Source organism: Tabrizicola sp. (assembly GCF_022842145.1).
Lineage (GTDB): Bacteria > Pseudomonadota > Alphaproteobacteria > Rhodobacterales > Rhodobacteraceae > Tabrizicola.
In genome coordinates this window covers 9,427-10,345 of sequence record NZ_JALHQD010000010.1, presented here as the reverse complement: position 1 = coordinate 10,345, position 919 = coordinate 9,427, and the positions used below count along the sequence as shown (strand labels likewise).

The window sequence follows — 919 nt, the reverse complement described above, 5'->3', positions numbered from 1 at the left end:
ACCTGGACGAGGCGCTCGACATCTACCGCCGCACCTTCCGCCCCTCGGACCGCCTCGCCAAACCCTATGTCATGATCGCCATCGGCGTCTCCGCCGCAGCGACGGACGAAGAGGCGACCTACCTCCGCTCCTCCCAACTCCTCGCTTTCGCTCGCCTGCGGACCGGCCGCCCCGGCCAACTCCCGCGCCCGACGGACGACCTCAGCGAGATCCCCGAACCTATCCTCGACCAGGTCCGCTACGCGCTCTCCTGCTCTGCCGTAGGCTCCCCCGCCACCGTGCGCCGAGAACTGACGGCCCTCATCGCCCGCTACCGCCCGGATGAGGTGATGATCACGGGCATGATGCACGACCACGCCGCCCGCGTCCGCTCACTTGAGATCGCGGCCAGCGTCCTCACAGACCTGATCCAGCCCGCTGCAGCCGCCTGAACTGCCGCGAAAACCGGCACGGACAAAGTGTTAACACCACCCTAACAGAAAATCCCAACCCCTTGGACTCAAACGACTTCCAAAGTTTGTCCACCGTGGACACCTCCGAGATATTTGACCCCGCCCCCCGGTCCCGCTAGCATCCCAGCCCATGAAACAAGACCCCACCCAGGCCCTCCGCGACACCGGAGTCCGTGTGACCCGCCAGCGCGAAGCGCTCCTCAAGGTCTTGACCGAATCCGAAGACCACCCCGACGCGGCCGAGCTGCACCGGCGGGCCCGCACCCTCGACGACAGCCTGTCGCTCGCCACCGTCTACCGCACCCTCTCGGTCCTGGAACGGGAAGGCGTCGTCCTCCGCCTCGCCCTCGAAAACGGCGGCGCGAGGTACGAGGTCGCCGACGCCCCCCACCACGACCACATCGTCGACCTCGATACCGGCCAGATTACCGAATTCCGGTCCGAGAAGATCGAGGACCTCCAGCGCC

Annotated in this window: 1 protein-coding gene and 1 pseudogene; both read left to right on the top strand. The window is 66.8% G+C overall.

Annotated elements, in window-relative coordinates; translation table 11 throughout:
* Positions 1-431, top strand: a pseudogene (locus Q0C42_RS18960) (alkane 1-monooxygenase); the annotation flags it as partial.
* A 151-nt stretch (positions 432-582) separates the two neighbouring features.
* A partial coding sequence (locus Q0C42_RS18955) for a Fur family transcriptional regulator (protein ID WP_295079711.1) occupies positions 583-919 on the top strand: 337 nt, incomplete at its 3' end.